A 26,643-nucleotide genomic window follows, 5' to 3' on the forward strand; every position below is an offset into this window, starting at 1 on the left:
TTGATTTTTGTATTTCTTCCTTTTGAATTTCTTGTGAATATCAATTTTTACCACTAAAATCCTTCTCGATTATTTTGCTTTAAAATGGACAACCGCCGAATAAAACGGTCTGCCGGACGCCGGGTCAAAGGCAACCTGGTGGCTTACCGAATGCACCTCCAGCATAAGCACCTTATTATTCTCAATCTGTTCGTCTACTTTCTTCTCCAGCGTCTTTATATCCCACGCTTCAAAAAATTCAACCTTATCATTGATTCTTTCCAGTTTAAAGTCCATACGATCTCCTCCTTAGTGGTATAACCGCCCCTGGTATTATCACCCTCGTCCGTATCCATATTACTACTACCCGCCATACGGATATGGGTATCGTGAGGGTGAATAGAGCGAAATAAAGTTTGATGCTTTACAGAGGCCTCCTTTCTCCAAAAGCAGAAGGAGGCTGTTTTTTTATGAGATCTTCTTTGTGTGCTTGCATATGAAAAATATCATAAACTACCATATAAAGAATATCGGCGGACATTTTTGTCGCATGCTCAAGGTGGTATTTTGTTTGCAAAGACAGGCTATCCACGGAAACATGATTTACATTTAGAAAACGAAGTACATCGTCTTTCGTCACTGCGCTTGAATCTGCAACAGGATAAGGATACGTAAACGATAGGGCAGTACCCGAACGCTCCGCGGCACGGGTTACATACATGGCAAAAGCTTGCCGGCTTCGCTCCTCGTCCAGCTTATAGTCATTCATATATCCGCCTTCAATAATGGCATATTTCCGCAGAAAGGCTACGCCAGGGTAAGCCCAATGAAGCGTGAACGGGTCCGGGAAAGAGAGAATAGGGCGTAAATAAGCTTGTCTGGCAACAAGCAGGCGCTGTATCTCCTTTATATGCGACCCGTCTTTCGCGTTCGTTATCATGTGAAAATCTACATGGTGCGTGTTGGCGTAAGCGGAAGCGATGCCTGCCGCCTGGCCGACTGCCATGCCCACAGGAACGACCCGGATGCTTCCATGGGCAAGAGAATCATAGCTTGCGCTCCTCGACGCGACCAGAAGGTTCGTGTATTGCTTTGGCGTAAGTGCCCGAAAAGGAATACTGTACAACGCCGGGTCGCCGATAACCATGCCAGGCTGGTCAGGGCTCCTCTGCACGTCAACGGGATAAGAACCGAATGCGATTTTGTCAGGAAAATCACGGTTTTCCAGCACATCATCAAGCGTAACCCGATACTGGCCCACCATATGGCGCGTTTCTCTTACATATAACTCGGGTGCTACACTGACTAATTTCACATTAGAAAGACCGGGCATATGCTTCATATACTGAATAACCCGGGGGACTTCGGCTTTTCCTTTCTCCCACGCCGCTCTTCTTTCATCTGGATTCAAAGCGTTCATATCCAGTATTTGCAGGGCGTTTATGAGAGCATTGCCATTAAACTGTCTTCCCATATTCAATCCACGCATCCGAATGGAAGGATCCGAACTTCTGTAGCGCTCCATTTCACTGCCAAAACCCCAGGCGGAATAACCATCCGAGCCGCTTGCGCTGTCTCCATCGCTCTTCAAATACGAGCGCAGTTCATCCCAGTTCACCCCGGAAACTTCAAACAGCAGCGTGACACACATCATCGTTTGCACCCGCCGGTAATCCTGCTGTCCGAGCGTAAAAGGAACACCCGCAGCGGCGGCGAAATCAGCATCCTGTGTTGAATCGATAAATTGCTTTCCGGATATGACACGGGATGCGCCTGCAGCATCCGTATAGCTGACGGCCGTTATTTTGTTTTCGCTCTTTAACGGAGCGACTCTATTTGCAGAGAGCGCGATCGTTAAATTTTTCTCTCGGTATGCCATCGTATCAAACAGGCTCTGCGCCTGGTCGGTGTCAAAAGAGCTGCTTCTGCCAATTCCATTGAAGAACTCCTCGAACAGTCCTTTCGTAACAAGGATGCCGCCACTGGGCGTATAATTCATATCGAGTGTATTGAGCCGGCCTAATGTATAAAGGCCGCCAAGCCTCGGTTTTTTATCCACAAGAAGCGTTCGCTGTCCTTCTCTTGCGGAAGCAACTGCAGCAGCAATCGCTTCCGGCTCGCTTCCGATTACAACAACATCATAAGAGGGGAGGAGCGGCTTCGGTGCAAATAAATGAATCGCCTGTTCTCCTCGAAAGCGGACGATATGCCCTCCGAATGCGTCACTGGTTTCTTGAAGCGGGACGAAGGGCTCGCCGTATATTTTCACCGGTGCTGCCCTCAGTACGACCTGTTTTCCATTTAACAGGGCCGCTTTCTCCCCGATTGTAAAGCGAGATTGAGTATCTCCCTTTCTTCCTATAAATACACCTGATTTCTCATTCCATTCCGGCCTGATTCCATAGCTTTCACACAATTTGTCAGCGGAAACAAGCATGGTTCCTTCTCTGACAGCAAGCGGAATAGCTGATTTTTCTTCATCTACTAGAACGATAAGGTCGAGATTGATTTTAGGATCTATGATAGAAAATGATAAAGTAAAAAGGAAAAGTATAGGTAAAGCTAAAAACAGTCGTTTAATCGTTTTTCTCCCTCTCCGTACAATAAATTCATCGGCTACTATGCAGATAGATGCCCGTATTGTATGCTATCATTCTATTATAGGGGAAACAAGCGAAAAAAATACTAGTACACTTCTGGATGTAAAATAACAAAGAGAAGGTGGAATTATGGAGCAAACAGGCCTTGTATTGGAAGGAGGAGGAATGAGAGGAGTTTATACGGCAGGCATTCTTGACTTCTTTATGGAGAAGGGGGTGTACCTGCCGTACGTCATCGGCGTATCTGCCGGCGCATGCCACGGCTCTTCCTACGTATCACGGCAGCCGGGGCGCAGCAAAGCGGTAACGGTAGACTATATCGAGCATCCGCGTTATGTGAACTACAGGAATTTTATCCGTGAACGAAGTCTCTTCGGAATGGACTTTATCTTTGATGAACTGCCCAATCGCCTTGTGCCGTTTGACTTTCCGGCTTTTTTTCAGTCGTGCCAGGAATTTGTTGTAGGAACGACCGACTGCGTAACAGGAGACCCTGTTTATTTTACGAAAAATCAGGACGCTGACATGCTTTCTGTGCTGCGTGCCTCCAGCAGCCTGCCGCTTCTATCCCCGCCTGTATCTGTAGATGGGTACACCCTATTGGACGGCGGGATTTCTGATCCGATCCCCATTCGTAAATCCGAGAGGGATGGAAACGCTAAAAATATTGTCATTCTAACGAGGGACAAAAACTATCGGAAAACACCTGTCAAAATGGAGTGGCTGGTAAGAAAACTGTATCCCCGGTATCGGAAGCTGGTAGATAAAATAATCGAACGCCATCGGATTTACAACGAGACGCTTGATTATATCAATAAACAGGAGAAGGATGGAAACGTGTTCATTATTCGTCCTGCGAACCCTGTACAGGTAGATAGAATTGAGAAGAACAAAGAAAAGTTAAACAACCTGTATGAACAGGGCTATGAAGATGCGCAGCACGCCTACCAGCCGCTTTCACAGTGGTTACATACCAAGTAAAAATAGAAGACCGATTTGGATGCCTGGCAACTCTTGCTTCACTCATGGAGTTTCGCCAGGCATTTTGCTTTTTTTCATAGGACAGTAGAATCGTTTAACGGTACTTTTTCGCACGATTGCATGTTTTCCCGTTTCTCTTTATTCTGCGGAGGTATGGTAATAAGAGAACGAGATGAACCAACATTTACAGCGAGGTGAAAAGTATGAAGGAAGAAACGATCTCAATTCGCATCAATGGGACAGAGAAAACAGCTTTAGAAGGACAAACGATTCTTGAGGTCGCAAAGGCCAGCCAATGCTACATACCTGACATTTGCTACCATCCGCAGCTAGGCTCGATTCAGACCTGTGATACATGCCTTGTTGAAATAGACGGTGAACTGGTGCGATCGTGCGCAACAAAAGCCAGGCCGGGAATGGAAGTGACAACCTCGAGTGAACTTGTGAAAGAAGCCCAGCAGGAAGCGATGTCGCGCATACTGAAAAATCACGAGCTGTACTGCACGGTTTGTGACAACAATAATGGCAACTGCAAGGTTCATAACACGACGGAACGTCTTGAACTGGCACACCAGAAGTATGAGTTCCAGCCAAAGCCGTATGAGGCCGATACCTCCCATCCTTTCTACCGGTACGAGCCTGACCAGTGCATTCTGTGCGGCCAATGCGTAGAGGCCTGTCAGGACCTGCAGGTAAATGAAACGCTGACCATCGACTGGAACCGTGAAAACCCGCGCGTAATCTGGGATAACGATGTCCCGATTGATCAGTCGTCCTGCGTTTCCTGCGGACACTGCGTAACCGTATGCCCTTGCAACGCGTTAATGGAAAAATCGATGCTGGGGGAAGCGGGCTATTTAACGGGGATTGTGGCGGATGTTCTTGAGCCGATGATCGATTTGACGAAGGAAGTAGAGCCAGGATACCGGGAAATCTTTATGGTTTCGGAAATGGAAGCGGCCATGCGCAAATCACGCATTAAACGGACAAAAACCGTGTGCACGTATTGCGGGGTAGGGTGCAGCTTTGAAGTGTGGACAAAGGATCGGCAGATTTTAAAAATTGAACCGCAGGTTGAGGCACCGGTCAATGGTATCTCCACATGTGTCAAAGGAAAATGGGGCTGGGATTTTGTAAATAGTGAGGAACGCTTAACAAAGCCTCTTATCCGCCAGGGGGATTCGTTCGTTGAAGCTACCTGGGATGAAGCGCTCGATTTGATTGCAAGCAAAATGTCGGGAATCAAGGAAGAATACGGGCCGCATTCGATCGGTTATATCGCCTCATCCAAGTGTACAAATGAGGAAAATTATATTTTTCAGAAGTTTGCCCGTGCAATTATGCACAGCAATAATATAGATAACTGTTCACGCTACTGCCAGTCACCGGCAACGTCAGCATTGCTGCGTACGGTGGGCATGGGCGGCGACGCGGGCACAATGAAAGACATTGAAGGCAGTGAGCTTGTCATTATTGTTGGAGCTAATCCGGCTGAATCGCATCCGGTGCTGGCTACACGGATTAAGCGCGCCCATAAACTCAATGGACAGAAGCTCGTCGTGGCTGATTTGCGAAAAAACGAACTGGCAGAGAGGGCGGACATGTTCCTTCATCCGAACCACAGTACGGATTTAATCTGGTTAAACGCAGTAACGAAGTACATTATCGATCAGGGCTGGGAAGACAGAGAGTTCGTAGGAAGGAAAGTAAACGGATACGAGGAGTTCGTTGCTTCTCTTGAGACGTATACCATGGACTATGCGGAGAAAATGACCGGAATTAAACAGGAAGACCTTATCAAGCTGGCAACGATGATTCATGAAGCCGGGTCTGTGTGCATGCTGTGGGCGATGGGTGTAACCCAGCACATGGGCGCGACGGATACGAGTACAGCCATCTCGAACTTGCTGCTTGTAACAGGAAACTATGGCCGCCCTGGAACCGGAGCCTATCCGCTGCGCGGGCACAACAATGTACAGGGCGCGTGCGATTTCGGAACGATGCCCGCATGGTTCCCTGGATACGAGCCGGTGCAGGATGAGAAGGTGCGGGCCCGCTATGAACAGCGATGGGGAGTCAAGCTGCCGGAAGAGCCGGGATATGATAACCATCAAATGGTCGAAGGAATTTATAAAGGAGAGATTAAAGCCCTCTACCTGTTTGGAGAAGATATGGCGCTTGTGGACGCGAACTCCAATCATGTAGACAACGCATTCGAGAAGCTGGATTTCTTCGTCGTCCAGGATATCTTCTTCTCCAAAACCGCTCAATTCGCAGATGTCGTGCTGCCTGCCGCACCAAGCCTTGAGAAAGACGGAACGTTTACGAATACAGAGCGCAGAATCCAGCGCTTCTACAAGGTGTTTGAACCGATGGGAGAATCGAAACCGGATTGGGAAATCATCCAGATGGTTGCCAATCGCCTCGGTGCAAACTGGAACTATACGCATCCGGGCGAAATTATGGCGGAAGCGGCCAGCCTTGCTCCACTGTTTGCAGGCGTATCGTACGAGCGGCTGGAAAACTGGAACAGCCTCGTATGGCCGGTTGCACCGGACGGCAAGGATACACCGCTCTTATATACGGAAGGTTTCCCTTTCCCGGATGGAAAAGCGAAGCTTGTCCCTGTAGGCTGGACCCCGCCTTATCAGCCAGGAAAAGATTATGATTTACACTTAAATAACGGGCGTCTGCTGGAGCATTTCCACGAGGGCAACATGACATACAAATCGAAGGGACTTACGCACAAGGTGCCGAATCCGTGGCTGGAAGTATCCCCCGAGCTTGCGGCTGAACGCCGATTGAAGAATGGAGCGCTTGTTCGTCTCACCTCGCCTTTTGGTGTCGTTGACGTTCGCATCCTCATCACAGATCGTGTAAAGGGCAATGAGCTGTATTTGCCGATGAATACATCGAAGGATAATCAGGCTGTAAACCGGTTAACGAGCAGTGAGCATGACATTATCACCCATACGCCGAACTATAAGGAGATGGGTGTTAAGCTGGAGATTCTTGAAGAGGAAGGGGAAACGCCGCTGCCAAGGGTGAACCACCGGTTTGCCAATCGTGTGCCGCAGATAGGTGTGAAGGTTGAGAACAAATGGAGCCGACCTGAATATGTCACTGTAGAGGAGACAGTAAAGGAAGAGAGGGCTAGCTATGGCAAGAGCGATTACACGCGTTGAGAAGCGGATACCGACACAGGCCCAGAGGCAGGAGGAGTCGTTCGGGGACATTCTGCGTGTCCTCAGTGAAAATCGAGAATCCGTTGTCGCCTTCCTCGACATTATGAAAGAACTGCACCAATCGGGCCTATTTGACATTGTTCAAGGCGTTTTAAAGAACAAGCATGAGATTGGAAAAGTAGGATTCGAGTTTATCCAGGTTGCCGGCATTCCTTCCATGCTCAAAAATGGCATTGTTGCCATGCAGTTCTTAAGCAAGCTGGATCCATTGAAAGTTCAAATGATATTAAGCGGGCTGAGCAACGGTTTAGAGAAGGCAACGTCGGAAGAGGACAGCCATACCAGTGTATGGGGGATCGTAAAAGCGCTTCGCGATCCGGAAATTAACACAACGGTTACTTCCCTTCTCGGTTTTCTGCGCGGGATGGGTGAGGAGTTAAACAAGGATAAGGCGGAAGTGAAGAGGGATATACACGAGAAATAAAAAGCTGCTCTAAAACAAAATGCAGGCAGAGAAAGAGCTGTTTCACTGTAAACAGCTCTTTTCTAGTATTTACTCATATTAGTAAGAGACAACTGTGAATACTCTATGAATATTCGGTGAACATTTAGTGAATATTTACCCTTCTTACTCATATGTTTTTAATGGTGACTGTAATTATGTTATATAATTAATATAGAAATACTGTGTTTATCTTATTTAAAGGGAGGAAAATGACGATTGGAGTATGTAAAGGAACAAAGCAAAACGCACAAAAAGCTATCAAAAACAAAATTAGCAAAACGAATTCTATTTATCTTTTTAGGTGCTGCCCTTGTCTCTGTAGGATTAGAAATTTTTTTGGTGCCAAATCACATTATTGACGGTGGAATTGTAGGCATATCGATTATTCTTTCTCACCTGACAGGTATGCAGCTGGGAATTTTTCTTTTTTTGCTTAATTTGCCGTTTTTGCTGCTTGGTTATAAACAAATGGGGAAAACCTTTGCGCTCTCAACCCTCTTCGGTGTAATCGTAATGTCCATTGGCACTAGTTTTCTTCACCCTGTACCGGAACTAACCGATGACCCTCTGTTGGCTGCGGTATTTGGTGGAATTATTTTAGGTATAGGCGTTGGCTTAGTTATTCGGTTCGGCGGTTCGCTTGACGGGACAGAAATTGTTGCGATTGTTTTTAATAAAAAACTTCCTCTTTCCGTTGGGGAAACGGTGATGTTTTTCAATATTTTTATTCTCGGCAGTGCAGGATTCATTTTTGGCTGGGACCACGCCATGTATTCACTCATTGCTTATTATATTGCCTTTAAAATAATCGATGTTACCATCCAGGGGCTCGATGAATCCCGCTCGGTATGGATTATTAGTGATAAACCTCAAGAGATCGGAGAGGCGCTGCTTGCACGCCTGGGCCGTGGAGTCACGTACTTAAAAGGAGAAGGTGCCTACACCGGTGACGACAAAAAAGTGATTTTCTGTGTTGTTACCCGCTTAGAGGAAGCAAAGTTGAGGTCCATCATTGAGGATATTGATGAAACCGCCTTTCTTGCTGTTGGTTCAGTCAACGATGTCAAAGGCGGGAACTTTAAAAAGAAGAGTATCCATTGAAAAATAATAGCAAGCGCCGGTCTCTCAAGAATGAGGAACCGGTGCTGTCGTTTTTTACAGGTTACCGAACATACTCCGCGTCGTACGAGTTTTCTCCCGCATGCACCGCGAGAAGTGTGTTGGCATAGCCGACCAGCCGGTTTACCACCTCATCGGCAATAGAATAAACAAGCGGATGAAGTTCAGGCTTATATAAAGCAGGGTCATCAAAAATAATCGTTGTATTGATAAAAATATCCCGGTTTCCATATAAATTGTAATGAAGTATCGCTTTGCCCGCCGCGCCTTTTGTCCGTGGATCGAGATAACCGGGCAGGAAGACATACCATTCCTCTGCTGTAGCGGAGCGGAAGTTTTTTGTGAAGGTTAACCCGCTGATTTCCGCCGCGATTTTTTTCTTCATTTCAGGTGTCATCATATTTACGATTTTTTTATTCATCTGTCCTCTCGCATCCTTCGTTATATTTCATACTGTCTGTTTTCTAGTGTAACCATATAGAGAGGGTATAATTTGAAGACAAATTGAATGAAAAAGGAAAACTGCGGATACATTGGAATAAAGCGAATAGTAAATGAGAGGAGCATGCCGATGCAAAAGGTTTTGTTTCGCAAGTTTTTTGGTGGGATTGACTCAGCAAACTTCCATGTTACGTATTGGGATGACGAAACAGATAAGCACGGGGACGGAGAGCCCGCTTTTTCACTCAAATTCCATAAAAAAATTCCTTTTTCGGCTTTGGCTTCGAACCCGGTCCTTGCGTTTGGTGAAGCGTATATGGATGGAACGATTGATATTGATGGCCCAATTGAAGAAGTAATGAAAGCGGCCTACCGCAATAAGGAACAGCTATGGACGAGGAAGCTGCCCCGTATCCCCTCGTTTGCTTCTTTGCGTAAACAAAAAGAAAACGTACAGCACCACTATGATGTAGGAAACGAATTTTATTCTTTGTGGCTCGATGATACGATGAGCTATTCGTGCGCATATTTTCGCAGCCCGGAAGATTCTATTACGCAGGCGCAACTGCAAAAAATCGACCATGTTCTCAAAAAATTGCAGCTGAAACAAGGAGAGACACTGCTTGATATCGGCAGCGGCTGGGGCTGGCTGATTATCCGGGCCGCTAAAGACTACGGCGTAAAAGCAACAGGGGTCACGCTAAGTGAAGAACAGTATCGAAAGACGAAGGAGCGCATTCAAGAAGAGGGGCTGCAGGATCAAGTAGATGTGCAATTAATGGATTATCGCGAGCTCGCGCGGTCCGGACGAACGTTTGACAAAATTGCCAGTGTCGGCATGTTCGAGCATGTTGGGCAGGCCCAGTATCCGCACTTTATGAAGGCGGTCCGGACGATGCTGGCAGATAGAGGGCTTATGCTGCTGCATACGATTACCCATCCGACAGAAGAGGCACCGGATCCGTGGATTGAAAAATATATTTTTCCGGGCGGCTATATTCCGTCGCTGCGTGAGGTGATGCACCTGCTGCCGGATTACGATTTTCATACAATGGATGTGGAAAGCTTAAGGCTTCACTACGCAATGACGCTGGATCGGTGGGCTGAGCGGTTTGAGAACCAGGTTGATAAAGTGAGAGAGATGTACGGGGAGCGGTTTGTACGAATGTGGCGGCTTTATTTGCGTGCCTCTGCGGCATTCTTCCGAACAAGCGGTTTAAACATCCACCAGCTTTTATTTTCGAAAGGATTAAACAATGAACTGAATATGACACGGGATTTTCTCTATCGTTAATCGCTTGATCTACATTAGGTTCATCAAAAGCATTTGCCTGCCGCATAAAAACGGGCAAGTGTTTTTCTTTTTTACTGACAACTTTTTAGTGTTCTCATACAGTTCTGAGCGAATAATTTGTTCGATCCCTGCGAAAGTTGGTAATACAGTTATATAAGGACACAACTCGGAGGGAATTATGGAGAGACCTCGCATTCAAGAAAAAAAAGTAGAGACGGCCTTAATCCAGTTTGTCTTTCCTTTCTCTATCCGGAAAGGATGTTCAGAGGCACTAAAAGAACGGCTAAAAAAAGATGGGTACGAGTATTTTCACCTGGAAAGAACGGAGATGGAAAACAGATATTACGGAGAGGGGTACAAGGTTTCCCACCGGAATATGGAGCGTTATTATTTGCCCTTCACAGCGAGCGTTTTGTTCCCCCATTCTGAGGAGCAGGAGGGGTTTCAACGCTATTCAAGATGCCTTGGAACGGACGGTGTTTTATCCCTCGCTCATAGTGATATAGGCTTTCGCATACATTCTATCGACATTGCTCTCTGCCCATTTGACCTCGGGTTCATTACATACCGGACGGAAATTACGGATGCAGACATCACATTCAGCGCTGCTCTTGAGTTCGCGAACAAGCTTCGCCAGCTGGAAAATATCTTGCATGACCCGCACTATCCGAATCTGTACGCAAATAGCAGGAAATACCCGGAAGTGCAGGCGTATTTGCTGAAGGAGCTGGCTTCAAGCCTGCTTCCTTATCTTGATAGAAAGAACGAGAAGGAAGCATACTTTGAGACCCTGCCCTTTTTTGTCGATGAAAAAATGCATGTTCAGGCCTTATTTTCTTTTAGGAAGGGCACAGAGCTTAACGAAGTTGACGTTTATCGGGCGGGCCAGCTGGACGGCGTTGATGAAGATGGAACTCCTTTTATTAGTGCATACAATACCCGCTACATAGAAGCGTACAGCAAGACGAACGGCTATGACAGATGGGCGCCGGAAACGTACTATATAACGGCCGAGAGTACCTTTATTTGCCTAACGAGTGAAGACGAACGCCGTGCCGTCCAGCTGGCCAACCAAATGTACGGCCCCTACTATTACAGCCTGCTGTTGAACCTGTTTCATAAAATCGCGCTTTTAAAGCTGTCCAGTGAATATGCGTCCGTCCGAATCGAAAGGGATGAGGAAAAGGTTGAAGATCTTATCCGCTCGATTACAACCTTTTCTTCCAAGTTCTTTTTTGTCGAGCTTGTTGCGCAAACACAGGGAAGGGAGCTTTTTATTCAGCTAAGGAAAGTTTTTGGGAACGATGAGTTGTATGAGGATGTAAAACAAACGCTGTCGAGCCTGTACCGATACCAGGAACGAGCCTCAGCGAGAAATAACAATTATTTGCTCTTAATCTTTACGGTTTATACTGTCATTACCGGAATATATGGAATGAATCAAGTCATTGAGGATTTGAAAGGAAACATACAGTGGGAAAAAATAAAGAATTATTCTATTTTTGAATACCTCGCTCTATTTGTAACGATAAGCGGGCTTGTGATCGGAATTTATATCGGGATAACGGCCCTTGCGAAATGGATGAAAGAGCACCGGAAATATAAAGAAAGAAAATAGGGAGCCAGCGGATTGCGGCTCCCTGCTTTTATTTACTGCCTGAATGGGGAAGTTCCCATAGCTGACAGGGGATTGTACGTGCCGTTCATTGCGTGGGGCTGGTAGATGTCCATTAATGCCTGCATGGTTTGGTTCTGTAAAGTAGGAACCTGATAATACCCTCTTGCATTCATATACTGGAATACTTCATATGCTTGCTCGGCGCATGAATTGGCTGCCTGCATCATGGTACGGCGCAGCTGCGGGTCGGCGCATTCGAGAGTGGCATGCATGCGGTATGTTGCCGATGACTTATGAGCGCCAAGCATGGAGGATGCGATTTCCCGATCATCGAGTCCTCTCACCGAGGAGTTCGGGCTTTCGTTTGAAGGATTGTGCAGGCCATACATGGGTGTGAAATTCTGCCGGGCCGGGTCCATATATCCGCGGCCTTGTTCCATGCCCCGATTCGCCAGCAGACCAACGATATTGTTATATTCCTGCACCATAAATGCGGTTTGATGATCGAGGATGCTTCGCAGCTGCCCATCCTTAATGTACGGACGGTATAACTGGAATTGATTAATGGCATTAATGGACCAGGTAAGCACCTCATGGATTTCCATCGTTTCATGGGCGCCTAAATGTCTATGCATCATAATGAAATTCCTCCCTCTTATTGTATTGAACAACTATAATATGATCTGCAGCCACCATGAATATGTATGTACCCTCATCCCTACCCGATTGTCTCCTGATGAAAAAGGAATTGCGCGCTGTGAATTTGTGCACAATAAGAAGAACTTGGTTTTTCAGAAGAGTGGCTGGAGCAGGTATTTATTGAAATGTATCTTAATGCTGGCAATTTAGATTCATTTGGTGAAAACAGTGGAAATATCATGAGGGTACCGTATAAATCCAACGAGTACAATGTACATAGTAGAAACAGAACAGTGGACAAAAACAACGGATTCAGGAGGTGACATGGTGAGACTTATTGCACTGGATATGGACGGTACCTTATTGAACAGCAAAGGTGAAATAAGTGAAGCAAACGCAGCATCAATCAGGGAAGCGCAGAATAATGGGTGCATTGTTGCGATTGCCACAGGGCGTCCGTATTACAATGCCAAAGCAATGCTTGAACAGGCAGGCCTGTCCTGCCCTATCATTGGCGTAAACGGTGCATCTATCTTCCTGGAAACGGGAGAGGAACTGCACAGCGTACCGCTGGAACAAGCCCTAGTGGAACAAATTCTTACCCGCTGTAAGCAACTTGATATATATTGCGAAATATATACGGATAAGTTCGTTTATACAGACGATCTTAGAGGGAAAGCGGCCGTTGAGATTGATATCTTACAGAGTGGCAATAAAGAAGTAAACACAAAGGAAATTTGGACAGCCATTGAGAACCACGCGCGCCAGACGGGCTTTGTCCCCGTAAGTAATATGAGAGAAATGGCCTTGGGTAAAGGCGTAAAGGTACATAAAATCCTTGCCTTCTCCTTGATTAAAGATAAACTGGAAAAGGCGGCGGCACAGTTGGAACGCTTTGGGCTGTCGATTACATCATCCGGGGATAACAACATTGAGATTAATCACAAGGAGGCGAGTAAAGGAAAGGCGCTTGAAGTTCTGGCCGCTTATTACAACATACCGCTGCGCCTGACGATGGCTGCAGGGGATAATCTGAACGACCTGTCTATGCTGGCGGCTGCCGGGTTCGGTGTTGCCATGGGAAATGCAAAGGATGAGGTGAAAAACGCCTGTACATATCGTACAAAAACAAATGATGAGGACGGAGTTGCCTATGCAATCCGGGCTTTTATTGAAAAAACACAAACTATTGGAGGGAAAAAGGATGTTTAATAGACTTTTTGGCAAGAAAGAAAAACCACTCGATGAAACGATAGTAGCTCCAGTAAACGGAAAGGTTGTAAGTTTGGAGGAAGTGCCTGATCCGGTATTCTCTCAGAAAATGATGGGGACGGGGTGGCCATAGAACCGGCAGACGGGGAAGTTGTCTCACCGGTAGACGGACAGATCATTCAGTTCTTTCATACAAAACATGCGATTGGAATCCGCTCCAATGCAGGGCTGGAGATTTTAATTCATATTGGCCTCGAAACCGTGGCGATGAATGGGGAAGGCTTTGAAGGGCATGTGAAGGAAGGGGATAAAGTAAAAACCGGGGACAGGCTCATTACCTTCAACCTTCCCCTTATTAAGGAAAAGGCGGTCAGTACGATTACGCCTATCATCATTACGAACGGGGATATCATTGAAACAATTGAGAAACAATATGAAACAAAGGCAGAAAAAGGAAGCACAGGAATTATGCAAATAAAAGTAAAAGCTTAAAAACAAATGTTATCGTTGATGTTTAGGAGGCTGTGGAATGGACATTAGAAAATCAACAGAGGAAATCGTTCAAGCTGTCGGGGGGAAGGAAAACGTCGCAGCTGCTACGCACTGTATTACAAGATTACGGCTAGCATTAAGGGATGAAAGCAAAGTAGATAAGGCAGCACTTGAGAACATCGACATTGTAAAAGGGTCTTTTTCAGCGAACGGCCAGTTCCAGGTTGTCGTAGGCCCGGAACTCGTTGACAAAGCCTACATGCAATTTGTCGATATTACCGAGCTGGGACACGCCACGAAGCAGGATGTGAAAAACGAGGCGGATCAAAACCTGAACCCGATTCAGCGTGCCGTTAAAGCGCTCGCGGACATCTTCATTCCGATTCTGCCGGCCATCGTAACAGCCGGTTTGCTTATGGGGATTAACAACGTTTTAACGGGCCCGGGCATTTTTTACACCGGAAAATCATTGGTTGATGTCCACCCGAACTGGAGGGACTTTGCCGACATTATTAACCTTATCGCGAATACTTCCTTTACTTTCCTGCCCGGATTAATTGGCTGGTCCGCCGTGAAGAAGTTCGGCGGCAGTGAGCTGTTAGGGATCGTTCTTGGTTTAATGCTGATCCACCCGTCTTTGTTAAATGCATGGACATATGCAGACGCGTTAAGCAAAAACGCGGTACCGTATTGGAACCTGTTCGGATATAACGTTGCTAAGATAGGGTATCAGGGCCAGGTTCTGCCTGTCCTCATCGCTTCCTACGTCCTTGCCAAAATAGAAGTTGCGCTGAGCAGGCGGATTCCGGAATCGTTTAAAATGCTAACGGTGGCTCCGATTGCCCTTCTTGTTACTGGGTTTCTCGCTTTCATTCTTATCGGGCCGGTTACTTTCGGGATCGCAAATGCGGTTACCCGCGCCTTCGTAGGTATATTTAATAGTTACGCTGCGCTGGGTGGTTTAATTTATGGAGCACTGTACGCGCCCCTCGTCATTACAGGGCTGCACCATACCTTCCTGGCAGTGGACTTTCAGCTTATCTCAAGCATTGGCGGCACGTTCCTGTGGCCGATTGTAGCGCTGTCTAACATCGCCCAGGGTTCCTCTGCTTTAGCGATGATGCTTGTATCGAAGGATGAAAAGGTAAGAGGCCTTTCGCTTACCTCCGCGATTTCAGCTTATTTAGGGATTACCGAACCTGCTATGTTCGGCGTGAACTTGCGATTTAGGTATCCGTTTTATGCAGCGATTACCGGTTCTGCCATTGCGGCGATTTTTATTACGGTAAATAAGGTCATCGCCCCTTCAGTCGGGGTAGGAGGACTTCCGGCGTTCCTCTCCATTATTCCGCAGAAGTGGGGGCCTTTCTTTATTGGGATGGCGATTGCTATTGTCGTTCCGTTCATACTGACTTATGTGATGGGAAAAGTGAAAAGAAAATAACCGGTAAGGAGACGGGACATGGAAGAACCGTGGTGGAAAAAATCAACCGTATATCAGATTTATCCGAAGAGCTTTAACGACACAACAGGTACGGGCGTCGGCGATTTGGAGGGAATCATTCAGAAATTAGATTATATAAAAGAACTCGGAACGGACGTAATATGGTTAACTCCTATCTATTCATCTCCGCAGCGGGACAATGGATATGACATTAGCGATTACTACAGCATTTATAAAGAATACGGCACAATGGAAGACTTCGACAGGCTGCTGGAAGAGGCGCACAGACGCGAGATAAAAATCATTATGGATATTGTTGTCAACCACACCTCAACGGAGCATGGCTGGTTTAAAAATGCCCGGCAGTCCCGGGCAAACAAGTACAGGGAATTTTACATATGGAAGGACGGCAAAGAAGGGCGCGAACCGAACAACTGGGAATCGAAATTCGGCGGTTCTGCCTGGCGATATGATGAAGAAACAAGCCAGTACTATTTGCACCTCTTCGACGTCACACAGGCAGATTTGAACTGGGAAAATGAAGAGGTGCGCAAAGCTGTCTATGAGATGATGCACTTCTGGTTCAAAAAAGGAGTCGATGGATTCCGATTGGATGTCATCAATTTAATTTCCAAGAATCAGGAATTTCCGAACGATGAAAACCCACTGCCGACACAGAGCGGGAAGAAGTTTTATACGGACGGCCCGAGGGTCCATGAATTTATTCACGAGATGAACCGGGAAGTGTTTTCGAAATATGACAGCATGACCGTCGGCGAAATGTCGTCCACAACGATTGAGAATTGTATCAAGTATACGAACCCGGAACGGAATGAGTTAAGCATGACGTTTAATTTTCACCATTTAAAGGTGGATTATCCGAACGGGGAGAAGTGGGCTGTCGCCAATTTTGACTTCTATGCCTTAAAACGAATCCTCTCTGAATGGCAGGCAGAAATGCATAAGGGGAAAGGGTGGAACGCCCTGTTCTGGTGCAACCACGACCAGCCGAGAGTTGTCACGAGATACGGTGATGATAGGACGTACCACAAGGAATCAGCAAAGATGCTGGCAACCGTCATCCATATGATGCAGGGCACGCCGTATGTTTATCAGGGTGAGGAAATCGGGATGACAGACCCGAAATTCGGCTATATCGACCAGTTCCGTGATGTGGAAACGCTCAACATTTATGACCTGAAGAAAAGGGAAGGCATGAGCGAAGAAGATATTATGGAAATTATCAGGCGGAAATCACGGGACAATTCCCGGACACCGGTTCAGTGGGACGCAAGCGTAAACGCCGGCTTCTCCACCGGGACCCCATGGATCGATGTAGCACCCAATTACGAGCAGATAAACGTACAAAAAGCGCTGCAGGAGCCGGATTCGGTTTTTTACCATTATCAAAAATTAATCAGGCTCCGAAAAGAACTTGCCATCATTACGACCGGAGACTACCAGCTGCTCCTGGAAAACCACCCGGCCATCTTTGCTTATAAGCGAGGAGGCAACGATGAATCGCTGCTCGTGATAAACAATTTCTACGGCGAACATACACGGTTTGAATTGCCGGAAGAGGCGGGGTTGAACGGATACCAGGGTGAAGTGTTGATTTCTAATTACACTGACTCTCCGGCCGATTATGCAACAATCGAGCTTCGGCCATATGAATCTATTGTGTATTATTTAAAGAAACAACTGTAATTTATTTGTTTGCTATAGAGGTTTCAATCATGTGGTCCAGCAGCCGGGAGAAAGAAATCCCGGCTGCTTTTCGTGTAAACTAAATTTTCTCATTAAAGCCATATTTTTATCGTAAATTTGCATGAAATATTGTTTACACATAAAGTATTATTGTGTAGACTATTAACACCAACAAATCAGTGGAACCTAGTTTTCAGAATTTTGAAGAACCATGTTTGCAAAGAATGCGAGAGATAGTAGAGCAGATGAATGTATATGCGGTATGTAAAAACAATGCTATGCTCGTTGAATTTATTGAAAATACGAAAGAATTGATGTAATAGAAAGAAGAGGTAACTATGTCAAAAGCAAATGCACATCTGGAAACAGGTAGAATTCAATCCCCGGCTGAAGCCAAACGGCATACAGCTGACGGGGCAGGGGGGTATAAGCAAGAACTCAATCGAACCCTAACGTTCAAGGATCTTCTCATATACGGTATGGTGTTTATGGTTCCTGTAGCGCCAATGAGTGTATATGGGCTCGTTTCCCAGCAGAGTTTTGGAATGGTTCCGCTTGTTTATCTTGTCGGTATTATTGCGATGGTATTTACGGCGTTAAGCTATAGCAGGATGAGCAAAGAGTTTCCTGTCGCAGGTTCAGTATATTCGTACGTGCAGCGTGGGCTAAATGCACACGTCGGATTTGTTTCCGGTTGGATGATTCTTGTTGACTATATTCTTGCTCCGGCCCTTCTTTATGCGTTTTCCGGTATGTGGATGAACATGATTTTTCCGAGCGTCCCAACCTTTATATGGGTTCTATTGTTTGTTAGTTTTAATACGCTTGTTAATGCGCGTGGAGTTACGCTTGCGGCAAGAACCAACTTTATTCTTCTAGGAATTGAAATTTTAGCCTTGCTCGTATTTATTGGATTTGGAATTAAATTCGTATTTGTTGACGGTCTGGGAGTTGGTGGATTTTCTCTTGCCCCTTTATACCAGCCGGAGCACCTTAACCTTGGATTTATCGCTACTGCTACATCAATTGCGGTTTTAAGTTTCCTTGGTTTTGATGGGATTAGTACGCTTGCTGAAGAAACAAAAAATCCGCAGCGTACCGTCGGAAGGGCAACCGTTGCTGCCCTCGTTATTTTAGGATTAATTTTTATGGTGGAGACGTACATCGCAGCATTAATTCACCCTCAGTACAAGGGATTAAATCCGGATATGGGCTTTTTTGATATTGCCAGAGAAGCTGGCGGGCCTGTTCTTTACTACTCATTAATTATTGTAAACGTAGTAGCGGCTGGTATTGCAAATGCGCTTGCGGCTCAATCCGCTATTTCGAGAATTCTTTATTCTATGAGCCGGGACAAACTGCTTCCTTTCTCAGGATTTTTGGGTAAAATTCATCCTAAATATCAAACACCGTTCAATGCAACGCTTTTTGTTGGCGCGATTTCCATTATTGTCAGCTTGACGCTGTCAATTGAAACCATTATCAAGTTCGTAAACTTTGGGGCACTCACTTCCTTTATGGTGCTTAATCTTACTGTGTTTGTTTATTTCTTCTTAAAGAAGAAAGAGCGCGGTATACAAGCGGTAATTAAATATATTGTTTTACCTTTGCTCGGATTCATCATCATCGCCTATGTTTGGTCCGGTTTTGATAAGATGACTTTTATTGCTGGATTCAGCTGGATGGCCCTTGGAATTATCGTAGGGGCAATTAAATCGAAAGGCTATAAAGAAGTACCTGCAGTATTAAAGGATATGTAATGGTAAAATAGTAAAAAAGAAAGCAGGAGGTAGCACATGTATCGAATTAATAAACAAGATGCCATTTATGCAATGTCTCCGGAAAACAAGCCTGTATTAACTGTTCTATCCGGAAGTACTGTCGTTTTTGAGACGTGCGATTGTTTCGAGGATCAAATCAGAACAGCAGACACCGACTTCGGTGAATTGGACTGGAATCGGATTAATCCAGCGACAGGCCCTGTTTATGTTGAAGGAGCAGAACCAGGGGATATGCTTGCAGTTCACATTCAAAAGATCGATATCGCCGAACAGGGCGTGATGGTTACCGGGCCTGGCCTTGGCGTAGCAGGCGCTGAATTTACCGAGAACGTTATCCGGATGATCCCAGTCCAGGATGGCCATGCGGTTCTGTCTGATTCACTAAGAATTCCGATAAACCCGATGATAGGAGTCATTGGCACTGCACCTGCCGAGGAAAGCATTTCCTGTGGTACGCCGGGCGATCATGGCGGCAATATGGATTGTAAGCAAATCCGGGAAGGCTCGACTTTATTTCTGCCGGTCAATGTTCCAGGCGCGCTCTTCGCGCTCGGAGACCTGCATGCAGCAATGGCAGACGGCGAAGTGGCGGTGTGCGGTGTTGAGATTCCAGGTGAGGTGACAGTAAAGATCGATGTAGTGAAGGGGGAGAAATGGCCGCTCCCAATGATTATCAATGAGGAGCATATCATTACGGTCGCTTCCGAGGTGGAACTGGATAAAGCAGCAGATCGGGCGGTTGTGAATATGGTTCACTTCCTGAACGAAGAAGCTGGGATGGATAAAGCGGAGGCAACATTCCTGCTTTCTCTCGCCGGCGATGTGCGAATTTGCCAGATTGTTGACCCGCTTAAAACTGCGCGTGTGGAACTGCCAAGAAAATATATAAATTCAAGAATACTGTAACAAACCAAATCAGCTACCTTGAGGGTGCCCTTAAGGTAGCTGATTTTTTTATGCTTTAAATTTGCTTTGAAGCAGGATGAACAAGGTTAAGACGGTGAAACTGTAATTTGCTGCGAACTGTTGGCCGGAATCGTGATTTGGACTTCCATAGCCTGTTTGTCGCCTTGCGTTTCTGTCTGATAAAGAGAGCCGCCTGTCGTTTTATAAACCCCTTTTTCCATATAAAATGGAACGTATAAAGTAACCGGGCGGTTTAAGCGGTTGTAAATAACAGCGGTTTGTGAAGCAGCAGTTCCGTCATTAGGAGAAGCATACTGTACCTCAAATGACATGACACCGCCGGCCGTATCGCCATTCTGATAAACAGGAAGCGAACGGTCAGGATTCTCGTATACATAAGAAGAATCAAGCTTGCCATTATTCATCTGGAAAATTCGATATCCTATCCACGGTTTACCGGTTAATTCAACCGAAGTCGTCGTAGAATACAAAATCCCGTCCTGCTGGGTAATATTATCAACATGCGTATGTCCATGCAGGCCAAGCTGCACATGATACTGTTTCATTAAATTGATAATCTCCTGCGCACCTTCCCCATGCCACAGTTGATCGTATTTCGTTCCGAGTTTCTCACCCAGTATCAGGTTTGCAGGTGTCTGCGGATTGTGCTGGCGATCATATTCTTTCCAGTACTGCTGCACTTCCGGATCGCTCTGCGGCCACATATCACGATCGCGGAAGAGCGGGTTATTGTGGGCTAACAGGCCATGTAACTGTCCTGCCTGGGCAGTTGCCGCGTTTTTAGCCAGATCGTCCTTCATCCACTGCAGTTGTTCATTTAACACTTGTCCGCCCCATGTCGGTACAGACACCGTGCCGTTTCCGCTGCGGTCGATTTTGTTCCAGTCAAATGAATTAAGGCCAATAAAATGAGCGTACGGTCCATAATTGAATGAAAAATAAAGCGGTCCAAAATAATCGTTCCAGTATTTCAATCCATCTGTTAGCGTAAGATCCTGCGCGTATCCGTCATGATTACCTGGTACGATATAGACCGGCACATTAAGCTGTTTCAGCATCCTGTACACTTCTTCATATTCATATGCATACTCTTTCGGATTCATTTGCCCGAATACTAAATCTCCGGTGAGGGCAACAAAATCCGGTTTAAGCAAATTAACTTCACGAATGGCTTTTTGCAGATACAGCCATCGCTTATTCGGATCAGGATTCCAGAAACCGGCTTCCTCAGCGTTTGTCGGATCACTTATGTTGCGCGGGGAAGCGACATGAATATCGGTAAGGTGAAGAAAGGAAAAATTCTTTTTGAAACTCTTTACCACTTTTACTGCATGGGCCTGGCTATCTGTTACTGCCGAACCGCCAGCGGTATATGTAACCTTAAGATCGTAAAGCGCCTCCGGTATATTTGAAGGGACTTTCACTGTTACGTCATAAATGGAGCCGTCTTTTTTCCAGTAGGAAGTACCTGGTTTTGCCGAAACAAAAGGAAGGACATATTCATTTTTTACCGGGGATTGCTCCAGGCTGTCCAGGCTGATTTGCCATCCGCCTGGAGACTTGCCCTGTGTATCTACTTTAATGGTAAGGTTTGTCCCCTGCTTTTGAATGGCAGGTGTTGATAGAAGAGGATAAATGATGTGATCGACTTTTTTGCCCGGGGTAAATGAGGGCTGGAACTGTGAATAGTGAGTAGTATTTCCAATTCCTCCATCTTGCGGGTCTAAGACAGCACCATACGCCGCTTGAGGCAAAAAAACGAGAAAAGCCAGGAACGAAAGGACTAAGAAACGTACATGCTTAAAAAGAAATACATTCTGAATGTGCACTGGTTATTCACCCTTTCTTTGCTGATACGTTCAGTGTAAAGGACTTTTATGGAGCACATATTAAATTTTAGTTAATATTTCTTTATCAGTTTTTAAGTGGGCGGACTCGCTTGTTGGAGAATGTTTGTTCTATTTATCGGCCAGACTGCTAAAATTCCCGATAGTTTGTGTTGTGCAAGAGCGCAAAAGGGCCGCTATTCCCAAGGCGGTTTTTTTGTATTATATTGAAAGAAATAACATAAAGTGTAGGGTGGGATTTTTTGTCTAAGCTCAGAATACAAAATAGGGGGGTTACTTTATGCAAAATCAACTCGTCCACCAAAACGAGAAAAGCTACTTTGCTATTTCGGTTGTTATCAGCGTTATTATCTATCTTTTTCTTATCATCTCAATCGTAGGTATCTTTTATATTATCCTGGGGGCTCTTTTTAGTATTTTCTTTCATGGAATCATGATGGGCCACATACGCAATAATGGAGTGAAAATTACGAAGCAGCAGTTTGGCATAATCTATAACAGGGTCGAGTCATTATCCCGCCAGATGGGGATTCGCGAAGTGCCGGATATTTTTGTTGTTCAATCGGACGGAATGTTAAATGCATTTGCTACACGGCTGCTCGGAAGAAATTTCATTGTGCTGTACTCTGAAATCTTTGATTTAATTGAATCAAACGCGGAAGAGGAGTTAACATTCGTCATCGCTCATGAACTGGCGCATATCCAAAGAAGGCACATAACAAAACACTGGTTAATCCTACCCGCTATGTGGATTCCTTTCCTCGGGAACGCATATTCCCGCGCCTGCGAATATACATGCGATCGGTTTGCCGCATACTATACCGGGAATCCGGAAGCAGCGATGAATGGTTTGACCTTGCTCGCGATCGGAAAAGTCCTGTATAAAAAGGTACACCGGGCGGAGTATTTGCAGCAGAGCAGAAGTGAGACGGGCTTCTTTACCTGGTTAAGCCACGTTCTCTCATCCCATCCGCCGCTGCCATTAAGAATACTGGAATTGGAACGCCTTACGAAATACCCGCAATTTTACACCTATGCACCTCTCGCTGATACTGCGATAGATGCACAGCCAGTATCAGGAATATGATACGAGGGGGGACGAAGGTGAAGATACCGAATTACTACCTTACCTATGGGATAACCGCTACTATGGAATTGAGGATTATACAACGGTAACGGAGGAACAGGTTTTTGGGATTCCGGAATATCAAAATATGATGGATTTAATTGAAGTTTGCTTCGCAGAACTACAGGTGGTGTTGCCAAGTAAAAAAATTGGCGGCGTTTTCTACCATTTCACCGGGGAGCTTGAGCATGGAATCACGTTTGCACACGCACTCGTAGAGTTGTGCGAGATGGGCTATTCGGACCTTTATCAAAAAGGCTTACCGCTCCATCGTTTGCAAATGCACCTGAACCGGCAGCGCCCGGAAGAGGTTATTCATGAGGCTATCATAGCGCCCGGATTTACCTCTATTCTTGATGCCCGGTATTGGAATAGGCCTTACAATGACCCACATAGCATTAAGGTTCCCTTCTCAGCGATGAGCCTTCTCCGTTATTTGCCGGAAGAAGAGCGGTCCAAAGTGGAATTTAACGTATGTAAAATTCTCTGCCAGAATAAGTGAATTTCTACGTGAGGGAGAGAAGACGCCGCAGAGTTAGGCGTCTTTTTCCTTCCAGGCGGTAAGGCCGCCCTCCAGTGGTACAGCGTTGAATCCTTTTTCGCGCAGAAGAGAGGCTGCTTTTCCGGCCTTGTTCCCTGTCGTGCAAACTGTGACAATTACCGTTTCTTTTGGCAAGCGGGACACCTGTTCTTTTACGATCGCTTCCTCATCTCTCATCGCAACATACGGAATGTTGGTGGGTTGAATGGCCTCCGCTTGAAGGCTGCCTGTTTGAAATTTCTCTTCATCGCGAACATCAAGTATAAAAACTTTTTCTTTATTTTTGAATTTATTCTCCAACTGTTCAACCGTTATCACATTTTTATCCATTGCAATCCCTCCTGCCGGCTATTTTATCATCTTTCACAGCGATATATTCTGCTAGTTTTTTGTGTGGCAAATGGTATTCATGTGAAAAATACTACCACACGCTGCATTTTATGTAGTATATAGTACAACAAAAGTTATCATTGTCACCATTTTAATTAGGGGGGCACAGTATGGTTAACGTATCACTCATAATTAAATTCGTTCAGTTTGTACAAAAGGGAAGGCAAAAACAACCGTATGCTTATACTAAGCATCGGAAAGAAAATGGTTCTAACAGGAAAAGAAAGAAGCACAGGACAAGAGATTACAGCTCCGGAGATTCCGGCTTCTCCTGGTCCGATACAGGTACTGGTTCGGATTGCGGAAGTGATAGCGGTGGAGACTGCGGCGGCGTGGGCGGAGATTAAACATAAAGATATAAAATCAAAACTTGCTTTCTTTTCAAAAACGAGTTATTTTAATTTCTGAACAGAATCAAGAAAAATAAGAGGAGCAATCATGAGCAAAAATTACAACTTACCGTGTAATATCGCCCGCACGCTAGATTTGGTTGGCGATCGCTGGACCCTTCTCATTATCCGGGAACTGCTCAAGGGAAACTCAAAATTCAACGAGATAAAAGCATCGCTGGACGGGATTGCGCCCAATATTCTATCGGATCGCCTGCAAACATTAGAACAGGAAGGGATCGTTTTATCTAATCTGTACAGCAAACACCCGCCGAGATATGAGTATGAATTGACCGATAAGGGAACAGAGTTAAGGCATGTGCTCAACGCACTGGCAATCTGGGGAAACCGGCACCTTGAGCCCAAATATTTAAAGCTTGTTCATACGGACTGTAACCATGAGGTAGACATGGCTTATTATTGCCCGCACTGCGAGGCTTACACGGACGATGTTGCCTATACAAAAAACAAAGAGTAGAACGTGTTACCGTTAAAATTAAAAAGGGTGTGCTGTGAAGGAAGAACGAATTCACAGCACACCCTTTTTTATGTTAGACGGACGGAGCAGAATATGGAATAATTGATTCTTTTTTGACCTGCTTCTCCTGGTAGGATCCGGACAAGTCAAATAGCTCACCTGGTTTTAAAGCTTCCACGCCCACTCCGTACTCCACTGCTTTTGCCATGAACCTCTCGAGTGGATTGGCTGTTTCGGTGTAGAAGGGAGGGTTGTGGAATGCGTGATAGTGAATCGGCACAGCTTTTTTTACACCAAGGATAGCGGCTGCCTCCACAGCTTCCTCAGGTGTCATAGCAGCGGGCAGCATGCTCTGGCGGCCCAGGCCCTTAACGTCTAGAATCGGTCCGTTTATCGGCAGGCAGGCAATATCGATCGGTCCGTGCTCCCGCGCAATCTTCCACCAGAACCCATGCCAGAGTGAATCCCCGCAGTGAATAAGTTTGTTTCCGCCGGCTTCAACAACCCAGGCGACCTGCGGTGTGCCGAATCCGTCCGCTGAATGGGCAGCTGTAATACGAAAAGGGCCATAAGTAAAACTGTCACCGATGGAAGCACCCTCCACATTGCTGAACCCCTTTTTTCTGGCATAAGCAGCGGATTCATCCGGAAGGACGAGCGGAACATTTCCACCAAAAGCGGAACGAATGGAATCGTGATCAAAATGATCGGGATGTATATGAGTAACAAGGACAGCGGCAGGGCGGGATAAATCGCTAAGCGGGAGCAGAGGTTCCAGGGGAACTCCAAAATTGGCTGTCAGCGGTTTGTCTTCGGTATTACCAGTGTTCTCAAGCGGATCGATGAGCAGCGTTGATTCTTCGTGCCTGATTAAAATTCCTGCCCATGATAGTCTTTGTACGATCATAATAGAAGCCCCCTTCATTTACTGTGGAATAATTATAATATATTATACTTAGTATAAAAAAACAACTAAGTAATAAAATAAAAAAAGACTCCCTCTCATTTGTAATTCTTGTTTTTGTTTACCTAAAAATGTTAAAGGGAATATATAAAGAAAGGCACACTTAACTTGGCGGGAAAGCGTTGACTCCGGAACCGTACAGAGCCGCTTATAGCATTTAGCAAAGAACACAACACAATGGAGGTATTCGACATGCCGGAAACAAAACGTATTCTTATGGTTGTTACGAACCACACCAGGATAACAGATGACCACAAAACGGGGCTTTGGCTGGAAGAATTCGCAGTGCCTTATAATATCTTTAGAGATAAAGGCTATAACATTAAAGTGACAAGCATTCGCGGAGGAGAAGTTGCGCTTGATCCGAACAGTATACCGGAAGAAAAGAATGCTGAATGGGCAGCCGCAGAAGAGGAATTAAAGAACACGGCTCAACTAAGCAGGGACGATGCACAGGGATTTGACGCCATTTTTCTCCCGGGTGGCCACGGCACGATGTTTGATTTTCCCGATAATGAAACACTGCTCTATGTATTGCAGCAATTTGCTGAAGAAGGTAAAGTGATCGGCTCGGTTTGCCATGGACCGGCCGGCCTGGTCAACGTGACGTATAAGGACGGAACCCCGTTCGTGAAAGGTAAAAAGTTGACCGCTTTTACCGACGAGGAGGAAAGAGAGATGGAACTGGACCGGGATATGCCGTTCTTACTTGAAACCAGGCTTCGTGAAAAAGGCGCATCTTTTGTCTCAAGTGAGAAATGGAAAGATTTTTCGGTTCGGGACGGAAATTTAGTGACCGGGCAAAATCCGCAGTCCAGCAGAAGTGCCGGGGAAAAAGTCGTGGAAGCGTTAGAAAATCCAGCGTAATGATTGGGAATTGGCATGTAGCAGAGCCCTGTCCACGAAAGGACAGGGCTCTTGTTCTTATTGCTCATTGAACTGCGGAGAGTTTTTCATTGATTTAAAAGGTAGGAACTCGATATA

23 protein-coding genes and 1 pseudogene are annotated in these 26,643 nt (G+C 45.8%); 17 read left to right on the forward strand and 7 right to left on the reverse strand.

All coding sequences use genetic code 11. The annotated features are described in order from the left end of the window. Positions 1-69: 69 nt before the first annotated feature. Complete coding sequence (locus tag MBEAL2_RS04475; protein ID WP_047151105.1) at positions 70-276, reverse strand: YrzA family protein; 207 nt, start codon at positions 274-276, stop codon at positions 70-72. 127 nt (positions 277-403) lie between these two features. Beyond that, the gene (locus MBEAL2_RS04480; RefSeq protein WP_439644825.1) at positions 404-2,620 is read right to left on the reverse strand and encodes an FAD-dependent oxidoreductase; all 2,217 of its coding nucleotides are present in this window, start codon (positions 2,618-2,620) and stop codon (positions 404-406) included. A gap of 85 nt (positions 2,621-2,705) precedes the next feature. On the opposite strand from MBEAL2_RS04480, the gene MBEAL2_RS04485 reads away from it, so the two are divergent. The 4 genes from MBEAL2_RS04485 (at position 2,706) to MBEAL2_RS04500 (ending at position 8,351) form a co-directional block, all read left to right on the forward strand. Next, a complete protein-coding gene (locus MBEAL2_RS04485) occupies positions 2,706-3,560 on the forward strand; it encodes a patatin-like phospholipase family protein (protein WP_152667694.1) in 855 nt (284 codons plus the stop codon). 203 nt (positions 3,561-3,763) lie between these two features. After that, entirely contained in the window at positions 3,764-6,745 is a 2,982-nt protein-coding gene (fdhF, locus tag MBEAL2_RS04490) for a formate dehydrogenase subunit alpha (RefSeq protein ID WP_047151107.1), read from the forward strand. Further along, positions 6,720-7,229, forward strand: a complete 510-nt coding sequence (locus tag MBEAL2_RS04495) for a helical membrane plugin domain-containing protein (RefSeq protein ID WP_047151108.1) — start codon at positions 6,720-6,722, stop codon at positions 7,227-7,229. Before fdhF ends, MBEAL2_RS04495 begins: the two co-directional genes overlap by 26 nt. 237 nt (positions 7,230-7,466) lie before the next feature. Beyond that, positions 7,467-8,351, forward strand: coding sequence for a YitT family protein (locus MBEAL2_RS04500; protein WP_047151109.1), 885 nt, complete (start codon positions 7,467-7,469; stop codon positions 8,349-8,351). Between the two features lie 61 nt (positions 8,352-8,412). On the opposite strand, the gene MBEAL2_RS04505 is transcribed toward MBEAL2_RS04500, so the two are convergent. Next, positions 8,413-8,790, reverse strand: a complete 378-nt coding sequence (locus tag MBEAL2_RS04505) for a hypothetical protein (RefSeq protein WP_047151110.1) — start codon at positions 8,788-8,790, stop codon at positions 8,413-8,415. Positions 8,791-8,940: 150 nt separating this feature from the next. Here MBEAL2_RS04505 and MBEAL2_RS04510 point away from each other — a divergent pair, with 150 nt between their 5' ends. Next, positions 8,941-10,104, forward strand: a complete 1,164-nt coding sequence (locus tag MBEAL2_RS04510) for an SAM-dependent methyltransferase (RefSeq protein WP_201780803.1) — start codon at positions 8,941-8,943, stop codon at positions 10,102-10,104. Positions 10,105-10,282: 178 nt separating this feature from the next. Continuing rightward, positions 10,283-11,722 carry a magnesium transporter CorA family protein gene (locus MBEAL2_RS04515; RefSeq protein WP_047151111.1) on the forward strand — a complete coding sequence of 480 codons (1,440 nt, stop codon included), beginning with the start codon at positions 10,283-10,285 and terminating at the stop codon, positions 11,720-11,722. 32 nt (positions 11,723-11,754) lie between these two features. Here MBEAL2_RS04515 and MBEAL2_RS04520 read toward each other — a convergent pair whose 3' ends face one another. Next, positions 11,755-12,360: a spore coat protein gene (locus MBEAL2_RS04520; protein WP_201780804.1), complete on the reverse strand. Its 606-nt coding sequence runs from the start codon at positions 12,358-12,360 to the stop codon at positions 11,755-11,757. Positions 12,361-12,685: 325 nt separating this feature from the next. Here MBEAL2_RS04520 and MBEAL2_RS04525 point away from each other — a divergent pair, with 325 nt between their 5' ends. The 6 genes and pseudogenes from MBEAL2_RS04525 to MBEAL2_RS04550 all read left to right on the forward strand — a co-directional run bounded on the left by MBEAL2_RS04525 (position 12,686) and on the right by MBEAL2_RS04550 (position 19,903). After that, positions 12,686-13,573 (forward strand): Cof-type HAD-IIB family hydrolase, encoded by an 888-nt coding sequence (locus tag MBEAL2_RS04525; RefSeq protein ID WP_047151112.1) that lies wholly within the window; start codon positions 12,686-12,688, stop codon positions 13,571-13,573. Continuing rightward, a pseudogene (locus MBEAL2_RS04530) lies at positions 13,566-14,065 on the forward strand (PTS sugar transporter subunit IIA). The gene MBEAL2_RS04525 and the pseudogene MBEAL2_RS04530 overlap by 8 nt, the downstream one beginning before the upstream one ends. A 37-nt stretch (positions 14,066-14,102) precedes the next feature. Next, positions 14,103-15,509, forward strand: coding sequence for a PTS system trehalose-specific EIIBC component (gene treP / locus MBEAL2_RS04535; RefSeq protein WP_047151113.1), 1,407 nt, complete (start codon positions 14,103-14,105; stop codon positions 15,507-15,509). 18 nt (positions 15,510-15,527) lie between these two features. Continuing rightward, positions 15,528-17,216: an alpha,alpha-phosphotrehalase gene (treC, locus tag MBEAL2_RS04540; RefSeq protein ID WP_047151114.1), complete on the forward strand. Its 1,689-nt coding sequence runs from the start codon at positions 15,528-15,530 to the stop codon at positions 17,214-17,216. 338 nt (positions 17,217-17,554) lie between these two features. Next, positions 17,555-18,976 carry an APC family permease gene (locus MBEAL2_RS04545; protein ID WP_082129756.1) on the forward strand — a complete coding sequence of 474 codons (1,422 nt, stop codon included), beginning with the start codon at positions 17,555-17,557 and terminating at the stop codon, positions 18,974-18,976. Positions 18,977-19,012: 36 nt separating this feature from the next. Then, entirely contained in the window at positions 19,013-19,903 is an 891-nt protein-coding gene (locus tag MBEAL2_RS04550; protein ID WP_047151115.1) for an acetamidase/formamidase family protein, read from the forward strand. Positions 19,904-19,989: 86 nt separating this feature from the next. Here MBEAL2_RS04550 and MBEAL2_RS04555 read toward each other — a convergent pair whose 3' ends face one another. After that, positions 19,990-21,753 (reverse strand): metallophosphoesterase, encoded by a 1,764-nt coding sequence (locus MBEAL2_RS04555; RefSeq protein ID WP_047151116.1) that lies wholly within the window; start codon positions 21,751-21,753, stop codon positions 19,990-19,992. A gap of 298 nt (positions 21,754-22,051) precedes the next feature. Between MBEAL2_RS04555 and MBEAL2_RS04560 the strand changes: the two genes are divergently transcribed. Continuing rightward, on the forward strand, positions 22,052-22,858 hold the full coding sequence (locus tag MBEAL2_RS04560) for a M48 family metallopeptidase (protein WP_047151117.1): 807 nt from the start codon (positions 22,052-22,054) through the stop codon (positions 22,856-22,858). Next, positions 22,833-23,399, forward strand: coding sequence for a hypothetical protein (locus MBEAL2_RS04565; protein WP_052947469.1), 567 nt, complete (start codon positions 22,833-22,835; stop codon positions 23,397-23,399). Before MBEAL2_RS04560 ends, MBEAL2_RS04565 begins: the two co-directional genes overlap by 26 nt. Before the next feature lie 33 nt (positions 23,400-23,432). On the opposite strand, the gene MBEAL2_RS04570 is transcribed toward MBEAL2_RS04565, so the two are convergent. After that, positions 23,433-23,768: a rhodanese-like domain-containing protein gene (locus MBEAL2_RS04570; protein WP_047151118.1), complete on the reverse strand. Its 336-nt coding sequence runs from the start codon at positions 23,766-23,768 to the stop codon at positions 23,433-23,435. A gap of 237 nt (positions 23,769-24,005) precedes the next feature. Between MBEAL2_RS04570 and MBEAL2_RS04575 the strand changes: the two genes are divergently transcribed. Together MBEAL2_RS04575 and MBEAL2_RS04580 are read left to right on the forward strand one after the other, a co-directional pair. Further along, entirely contained in the window at positions 24,006-24,236 is a 231-nt protein-coding gene (locus MBEAL2_RS04575) for a hypothetical protein (RefSeq protein ID WP_047151119.1), read from the forward strand. Between the two features lie 30 nt (positions 24,237-24,266). Beyond that, on the forward strand, positions 24,267-24,695 hold the full coding sequence (locus tag MBEAL2_RS04580; protein WP_047151120.1) for a winged helix-turn-helix transcriptional regulator: 429 nt from the start codon (positions 24,267-24,269) through the stop codon (positions 24,693-24,695). A gap of 73 nt (positions 24,696-24,768) precedes the next feature. Here MBEAL2_RS04580 and MBEAL2_RS04585 read toward each other — a convergent pair whose 3' ends face one another. Continuing rightward, positions 24,769-25,602, reverse strand: coding sequence for an MBL fold metallo-hydrolase (locus tag MBEAL2_RS04585; RefSeq protein ID WP_052947470.1), 834 nt, complete (start codon positions 25,600-25,602; stop codon positions 24,769-24,771). Between the two features lie 249 nt (positions 25,603-25,851). On the opposite strand from MBEAL2_RS04585, the gene MBEAL2_RS04590 reads away from it, so the two are divergent. Continuing rightward, positions 25,852-26,526 carry a type 1 glutamine amidotransferase domain-containing protein gene (locus tag MBEAL2_RS04590; protein WP_047151121.1) on the forward strand — a complete coding sequence of 225 codons (675 nt, stop codon included), beginning with the start codon at positions 25,852-25,854 and terminating at the stop codon, positions 26,524-26,526. Positions 26,527-26,643: the final 117 nt, after the last annotated feature.

Origin of the sequence: Aneurinibacillus tyrosinisolvens, from assembly GCF_001015055.1 — a bacterium.
GTDB lineage: Bacteria > Bacillota > Bacilli > Aneurinibacillales > Aneurinibacillaceae > Aneurinibacillus_A > Aneurinibacillus_A tyrosinisolvens.

Bases quoted from the DNA above. Each gene is read 5' to 3' on its own strand.
- MBEAL2_RS04475 (WP_047151105.1), bottom strand. From the start codon at position 276: ATGGACTTTAAACTGGAAAGAATCAATGATAAGGTTGAATTTTTTGAA.
- fdhF (WP_047151107.1), top strand. From the start codon at position 3,764: ATGAAGGAAGAAACGATCTCAATTCGCATCAATGGGACAGAGAAAACA.
- MBEAL2_RS04495 (WP_047151108.1), top strand. From the start codon at position 6,720: ATGGCAAGAGCGATTACACGCGTTGAGAAGCGGATACCGACACAGGCC.
- MBEAL2_RS04505 (WP_047151110.1), bottom strand. From the start codon at position 8,790: ATGAATAAAAAAATCGTAAATATGATGACACCTGAAATGAAGAAAAAA.
- MBEAL2_RS04510 (WP_201780803.1), top strand. From the start codon at position 8,941: ATGCAAAAGGTTTTGTTTCGCAAGTTTTTTGGTGGGATTGACTCAGCA.
- MBEAL2_RS04515 (WP_047151111.1), top strand. From the start codon at position 10,283: ATGGAGAGACCTCGCATTCAAGAAAAAAAAGTAGAGACGGCCTTAATC.
- MBEAL2_RS04520 (WP_201780804.1), bottom strand. From the start codon at position 12,360: ATGATGCATAGACATTTAGGCGCCCATGAAACGATGGAAATCCATGAG.
- MBEAL2_RS04525 (WP_047151112.1), top strand. From the start codon at position 12,686: ATGGTGAGACTTATTGCACTGGATATGGACGGTACCTTATTGAACAGC.
- treP (WP_047151113.1), top strand. From the start codon at position 14,103: ATGGACATTAGAAAATCAACAGAGGAAATCGTTCAAGCTGTCGGGGGG.
- treC (WP_047151114.1), top strand. From the start codon at position 15,528: ATGGAAGAACCGTGGTGGAAAAAATCAACCGTATATCAGATTTATCCG.
- MBEAL2_RS04545 (WP_082129756.1), top strand. From the start codon at position 17,555: ATGTCAAAAGCAAATGCACATCTGGAAACAGGTAGAATTCAATCCCCG.
- MBEAL2_RS04550 (WP_047151115.1), top strand. From the start codon at position 19,013: ATGTATCGAATTAATAAACAAGATGCCATTTATGCAATGTCTCCGGAA.
- MBEAL2_RS04560 (WP_047151117.1), top strand. From the start codon at position 22,052: ATGCAAAATCAACTCGTCCACCAAAACGAGAAAAGCTACTTTGCTATT.
- MBEAL2_RS04565 (WP_052947469.1), top strand. From the start codon at position 22,833: ATGCACAGCCAGTATCAGGAATATGATACGAGGGGGGACGAAGGTGAA.
- MBEAL2_RS04570 (WP_047151118.1), bottom strand. From the start codon at position 23,768: ATGGATAAAAATGTGATAACGGTTGAACAGTTGGAGAATAAATTCAAA.
- MBEAL2_RS04575 (WP_047151119.1), top strand. From the start codon at position 24,006: ATGCTTATACTAAGCATCGGAAAGAAAATGGTTCTAACAGGAAAAGAA.
- MBEAL2_RS04580 (WP_047151120.1), top strand. From the start codon at position 24,267: ATGAGCAAAAATTACAACTTACCGTGTAATATCGCCCGCACGCTAGAT.
- MBEAL2_RS04585 (WP_052947470.1), bottom strand. From the start codon at position 25,602: ATGATCGTACAAAGACTATCATGGGCAGGAATTTTAATCAGGCACGAA.
- MBEAL2_RS04590 (WP_047151121.1), top strand. From the start codon at position 25,852: ATGCCGGAAACAAAACGTATTCTTATGGTTGTTACGAACCACACCAGG.